The organism is Streptomyces novaecaesareae, from assembly GCF_000716875.1.
GTDB lineage: Bacteria > Actinomycetota > Actinomycetes > Streptomycetales > Streptomycetaceae > Kitasatospora > Kitasatospora novaecaesareae.
On record NZ_JNWQ01000211.1, the window covers coordinates 1 to 772 of the forward strand.

General features: G+C 69.3%; 1 protein-coding gene. It reads left to right on the top strand.

The features are described 5' to 3' along the window. Positions 1-768: electron transfer flavoprotein subunit beta/FixA family protein (locus OP86_RS32535; protein WP_234435142.1), on the top strand; the 768-nt coding region annotated here is incomplete at its 5' end. Positions 769-772 lie beyond the last annotated feature (4 nt).

Consider the following 772-nt stretch of genomic DNA (forward strand, 5'->3'; position numbering starts at 1 on the left):
GTCTGTGTGAAGTACGTGCCGGATGCGACGGGTGACCGTCGTTTCGCGGACGACCACACCACCGACCGGGATGGCGTGGACGGCCTCCTGTCGGAGCTGGACGAGTACGGCGTGGAGCAGGCGCTGCGGATCGCGGAGGCGAACGAGGGCGCCGAGGTGACGGTGCTGACGGTCGGTCCGGACGATGCGAAGGACGCGCTGCGCAAGGCGCTGTCGATGGGTGCGGACAAGGCCGTGCACGTGAACGACGACGATGTCCACGGTTCGGATGTGATCGGGACGTCGGCGATCCTGGCGAAGGCGCTGGAGAAGACCGGGTTCGACCTGGTGATCGGTGGTATGGCGTCGACGGACGGCACGATGGGTGTGCTGCCGGCGCTGCTGGCGGAGCGTCTGGGTGTGCCGCAGGTGACGCTGCTGTCGGAGGTGTCGGTCGAGGGCGGTGTGGTGAAGGGCCGTCGTGACGGTGACGCGGCGACCGAGCTGGTCGAGGCGGCGCTGCCGGCCGTGGTGTCGGTGACGGACCAGTCGGGTGAGGCCCGTTACCCGTCGTTCAAGGGGATCATGGCGGCGAAGAAGAAGCCGGTCGAGTCGCTGGACCTGGACGACCTGGGGATCGAGGCGGACGAGGTCGGTCTGGCGGGTTCGTGGACGGCGGTGGAGTCGGTGGCGGCGCGTCCGGCGCGTACCGCGGGCACCGTCGTCAAGGACGAGGGCGAGGGCGGCAAGGCGCTCGCCGGCTTCCTGGCCGACCAGAAGTTCATCTAGTCCC